This is a genomic window from Streptomyces sp. NPDC006134 (genome assembly GCF_040628835.1).
Taxonomy (GTDB): Bacteria; Actinomycetota; Actinomycetes; order Streptomycetales; family Streptomycetaceae; genus Streptomyces.
In genome coordinates this window covers 1-4,782 of the sequence record NZ_JBEXTV010000131.1, presented here as the reverse complement: position 1 = coordinate 4,782, position 4,782 = coordinate 1, and the positions used below count along the sequence as shown (strand labels likewise).

At 70.9% G+C, this 4,782-nt stretch carries 6 protein-coding genes; 4 read left to right on the top strand and 2 right to left on the bottom strand.

Annotated features, from left to right (window positions below; translation table 11 throughout):
- The first annotated feature begins 756 nt into the window (after positions 1-756).
- Both ABZ340_RS36335 and ABZ340_RS36330 read left to right on the top strand, forming a co-directional pair.
- A complete protein-coding gene (locus tag ABZ340_RS36335; protein WP_358786169.1) occupies positions 757-975 on the top strand; it encodes a hypothetical protein in 219 nt (72 codons plus the stop codon).
- Positions 972-1,487, top strand: coding sequence for a GNAT family N-acetyltransferase (locus tag ABZ340_RS36330; protein WP_358786168.1), 516 nt, complete (start codon positions 972-974; stop codon positions 1,485-1,487). The genes ABZ340_RS36335 and ABZ340_RS36330 overlap by 4 nt, the downstream gene beginning before the upstream one ends.
- A gap of 269 nt (positions 1,488-1,756) precedes the next feature.
- On the opposite strand, the gene ABZ340_RS36325 is transcribed toward ABZ340_RS36330, so the two are convergent.
- Positions 1,757-2,434 carry a hypothetical protein gene (locus ABZ340_RS36325; RefSeq protein ID WP_358786167.1) on the bottom strand — a complete coding sequence of 226 codons (678 nt, stop codon included), beginning with the start codon at positions 2,432-2,434 and terminating at the stop codon, positions 1,757-1,759.
- A 116-nt stretch (positions 2,435-2,550) separates the two neighbouring features.
- Complete coding sequence (locus ABZ340_RS36320) at positions 2,551-2,721, bottom strand: hypothetical protein (RefSeq protein WP_358786166.1); 171 nt, start codon at positions 2,719-2,721, stop codon at positions 2,551-2,553.
- A gap of 8 nt (positions 2,722-2,729) precedes the next feature.
- On the opposite strand from ABZ340_RS36320, the gene ABZ340_RS36315 reads away from it, so the two are divergent.
- Positions 2,730-3,371 carry an RNA polymerase sigma factor gene (locus tag ABZ340_RS36315; RefSeq protein WP_358786165.1) on the top strand — a complete coding sequence of 214 codons (642 nt, stop codon included), beginning with the start codon at positions 2,730-2,732 and terminating at the stop codon, positions 3,369-3,371.
- A complete protein-coding gene (locus tag ABZ340_RS36310) occupies positions 3,368-4,369 on the top strand; it encodes a CU044_5270 family protein (protein ID WP_358786164.1) in 1,002 nt (333 codons plus the stop codon). Before ABZ340_RS36315 ends, ABZ340_RS36310 begins: the two co-directional genes overlap by 4 nt.
- The last annotated feature ends 413 nt before the right edge of the window (positions 4,370-4,782 follow it).

Genomic DNA, 4,782 nt, shown 5'->3' with positions numbered 1-4,782 from the left:
CTTTTTTCGGCCCGCCCCCCCGCCGCGGGGGGGGGCCCCCCCCCCCCCCGGCCGGGCGGGGGGGCCCCCCCGGGCCCGCCGCTCCGGCTTCGTCAGGTCGGCCGGGCTCTCGCACACCGAGGGACCTCGGGGCGACGAGCTGCGAACTGCCTCATCTTGGATCACGACTGGCACAGGGAAGAGCCCTACGAGTCAGTCGCTCACGATGCCGGCCTTCGCCGAAGGGGACTTGGCCCTGTCGGCCGGCCTTGATGACGACGGCGCAGTGCCCGCCGGCCTCTCCAGCGGACACGAGCCGTTCCTGGAGGAGATCCGGCTGGACAACTGCCGCGGCCGTATCGGACAGCTGCATACCCAGGCTGACCGGGGGTGGGGCAGTGCCGTCGATGCGATGCGATGCGCCGTCGGTCACTATCAGGGATCCGGAGCTGCAGACCCTGCCTTCGTCGTGACCCCCGGTCGGTGATGAGCCTGGGACAGAGCAGAGGTCCGTTCTCTGCTCCAGAACACCGCTTCACCGGGCATCTTCTGGCTTCTCATCGGGTTCGGCCGCGGCAGGCCGATCTTCTGCGAGAACCTCGATGCCTTCGCCCTGGTCACCTTCACCGACGTCACCTTCACCGACGTCGCCTTCTACGACGCCGGCAAGAACCCGGGCTCGGTCCCCGGCGAGTGGTTCCGCACCGGCCTTGTCGACGCCTTCGCCGCCTGGACGCCGTCATGAGGCAGCACATCGGACCCGACATTCGGCGACACGTGATCCGTTTTCCAGGCGACTGGCCGGCTGAGTGTCTCTTCGCGCAGCTCAGAGCTTTCGAAGGCCCGCACCCTCGCTTCGGACGCTTCCTCATCGTCGAGTCCGCCCGGAACCGGTGGCGCGCGGTGCACGCGCCCCGCCTCGTCGCCCTGGTCAGGGCCGGTGCCCACGTCGAGCGCGGCATACTCGTCGAACGTCCCGACCAGGAGGCAGCATGATCACCCTCAAGCCCGAAACCATCCACACCGACCGCCTGGCCTTACTTCCCCTGCAGGTCGAGCACGCCGACGAGATGGCCGTGGTGCTGTCCGACCCCGGCCTGCACACCTTCACTGGCGGTGCCCCGGACACCGCCCCGGCCGTGCGTGCCCGCTACGAACGCTGGGTGGCCGGTTCGCCCCGCCCCGGCGAATCCTGGTGCAACTGGACTATCCAGCTCCGCGACGCCGCCTGTCTGACCGGCTACGTCCAGGCGACGATCACCGCTGACGACCGCGGAGCCACTGCGGAGGTCGCCTGGGTGGTCGGAACTGCCTGGCAGCGGCGCGGCATCGCCACCGAGGCAGCCCAAGGACTCGTCGCCTGGCTCGGGAAACACCCGGTGCACACGGTCGTCGCCCACATCCACCCGGACCACAAGGCATCCACCGCCGTTGCCGCTGCAGCCGGCCTCACTCCCACCGACCAGTGGCACGACGGAGAGATCAGATGGCAGCTCACGATCGGCTGACCACGCACATCCACAGATCCTGACGCTTACTCGCCCCGGTTCGGTGACCGGCCGACACCGCGGGCAGGGACCGACGCCCTCCGCAAGGGCGCAGAGGGCCTGGTCGCGTGCGATGCCGCGACTGCGTTTGCCGCCACTTCAGCAGCCGCCGACGTGGACGCGGACCGTCCGCCCAGCCCCTGCTCGATCAGCCCCTGAGACTCCAGTGGACCACCGTGCGCGCGGCACCGCTCTGCCTCGGCCGTGCGCCGTTCCTCCCCGGCGCACCATCATCGGGTGCACGCGAGAGCCCGCTGCCGCACCCGCTCCGGGAAACGCAGCAGGACGCGCCGTGAGGGCTCGGTGAACGACGTGCCGTGCGTGGTTCTAGCGGTGCAGCTGGTGGCGGAGCAGCAGCGAGCGGACAGCGTCCGCGCTGATGCCGAGGCTCTTGCCGATGGCTTCGGGGAGAGTTCGTCGGCTTCGGTGGCGCAGGCGGCCTCGTGCCCGACGGCGCGGGCAAGGCGCTCGAGTTCGCCGACGGCCCGTAACGCGGCCACGGGCGCCTGGTCGGTGAGCCGGGCGAGCTGCTTGCGGAGCCGGGTGAGGGTTTCGGTGAGGTCGTCGGGGAGCGGCACGGTCTGCCGGCTGACGGTGTCGATGTGGTCGGCCCAGTCGTCGTACGCGTCGGCGACGTCCAGGTCGTCGAGCCGGCCGTCACCGGGCTCGAGCTGGTCCCAGTCGATCGGGTAGGTCTGGCCGCGCCAGCCGCACGCGCACGCCGCCCGGTGGCCGGCCGCTTTCGGGCGTCCCCACCGGCCGGTGTATGCCCACCACTCGCTGGTCTGATGGCCCTCACCGCCGCTGCCGGTGTCCAGGTAGACCGGCTTGGGCTCGCTGCCGTCGGCCAGGACCGCCCCCACGATGCCCTCGTGGGACGCCCCGAACTCCTCCGTCTGCCAGGCCACGGTCGTTCCCCTTCCCTCACACGCCGGTGCACAGCGTGACCGCGTGTGCACGAGACGAGGATGCCGCAGACAGGCTTCCTTCGTCGGGCAGTTGGCAACTCGGCTGGGTGAAACCTTCAGTGCCGCGAGCCGGCGATGCCGCCTGCGCGCCGGTCTTTCTCCACCGCTTGCAACTGCTCCCAGACGACGCCCGGATGGGCGGCAGGGATCGCGTCGGTGGGCGCCGTGGTGCAGGGCGCTCCGTCTGCGGCGGGGAGGAAGTGGAACCGGTGTGTCTGTGCGGACACTTGTTGCTGTGAACTTCCTTTTGCATGAACGGGTCCGGTCCGGCGATCGGGTGGCGTTCGCCGAGATCTTCGACGAGCATGCGCGCGTCGTCTACGCCCACGCGATCCGGACGACGGGTGACTGGGCCCTTGCCGAGGACGTCATGTCCCTCACCTTTCTGGAGGCATGGCGGCTGCGCGGCAAGCTGCGCGAGGAAGTCAGAAACATCCGGGCGTGGCTCTTGGGTATCGCGACCAACGTGATGCGCAACACCGCCAGAGCGGCTCGCCGGCACCGGGAGGCGATGTCCCGTCTACCGCCGCCGGAAGCGTTGCCCGACTTTTCGGACGAGGTGGCCGGGCAGATGGCCGACGCTCAGCGGCTGGCCGCCGCGGCCCGAGCGCTGCACCGCCTGAAGCGGACCGAGCGCGAGGTTTTCACTCTGGTCGTCTGGTCCGATCTGGGGTACACGGCGGCCGCTGAGGCGTTGGGGATTCCTGTGGGCACGGTACGTTCCCGGCTCTCACGGGCGAGAGAGAAACTGCGCGGGCTCGTCGAGGAGGAGCTTGCCGCAGATCCGCATGGCGCGGAACCGCGGACCGGCAGCGGACACATATCGCCGAGCGGGGTGGCCGCAGCCCGCGCCTTCCCCAGGAGGAGCACACGATGAATCCGGAACAGCGGGAACGGTCCGAGCGTGAACAGGCGGGCCGGGTGCTGCCTCCGGTTGCCTGTCCGGACCCGGCACCCGGACGGATGGGAGTCCGCCGTGAGCACTTCTTGAGCGAGGTCGACCGGCAGGCGCGCTCCCGCTCTCCCCGCCTGGCGCTGTGGCCGAGAGGGCGCTGGGGACTGGTGCTGGGTACGGCAGTGGCTGCTGGAGCGACCGTCGCCGTCCTTGGCCTGGGCTCCGGTTCCCCTGGCGCTCCGCGTAACGTGCCTCCGGCCTCGGCCGCGTCGGTCGAACTGCTGGAGAGAGCGGCCCTGGCCGCCGCTGTGACGCCGCAGACGAAGGTGCGCGCCGGGCAGTACTCGTATGTCAAGACGGTCGGTCATACGTCGGTGCTGTCCGAGACCAAGGCCGGCTCCATGGAACTCCTGCGCGAGGACGAGGGGATGGAGCAGTGGACATCGGTGGACGGCAGCGAGCGGACTCTGCGGCGCAAGAGCGGCAACGACACCCTGCTGCCGGGCACTCCGGGCCGAGGCGACCTGAACTCACCGACCTACAACTTCCTGGCCGCCCTGCCGACCGATCCCGACGCCCTGCTGCAGCGGATCCGCGACGACGCCCAGGAGAATCACGGAACCGGTTCCGACTCCACGACGGGGCCGGATCAGGAAGCCTTCGTCACGATCGGCGATCTTCTGCGCAACGGGGTGACTCCCCCCGAGACCGCTGCGGCCCTCTACCGGGCCGCTGCCCTCATTCCCGGGGTCGACGTCGTCCCCGACGCCGTCGACGCGGCAGGCCGGAACGGGGTCGCCGTCGTCCGAACACACGAGGGCGAACGCACTGAGTGGATCTTCGACAGGAGCACAGCCCGACTGCTGGGTGAGCGCACGGTCCTCGTGGAGGACAACGCCTGGGGCAAGGCCGGCACCGTCGTCACCTCCGTCGCCGTCCTCGACAGCGGCATCGTCGACGAGGCCGGACAGATTCCCTAGGTGTGCTGTCCCGGGACGTTGGTGACACGCGTGCTGGGTGCTTGAGAGGCATGTGTCCTGGCTGCTCCCGGCTGCGGTCCCGCACCCCGGTCGGGACCGCGGCGATCCAGTTCAGGCCTAAGGCCGACCGTGCCACCGCCGGGACCGGCCTTCAGGTAAGCGCGCGAGCAGTGGGCCGATCCGCTGCCACGGTGAACCCCGTGGCCAAGCTCAGCGCCCGTGCCGCAGTCAGGTCACCGGCGGCCGGCGGGAAATGCCGGCGGGGGAGAGGCCGGGACGAGCCCGGTGCCGGCGTGCAGTGTGGCGCCGGCGGCAGGAGGCATCACGGGCGCCGCCGCCGCCGGGGCCGGGGCCCGCGCCCGGGGCCCCCGGCGCGGGGGGGGGGTCCGGGGCGTCCCCCCGGTCCCCCCCCG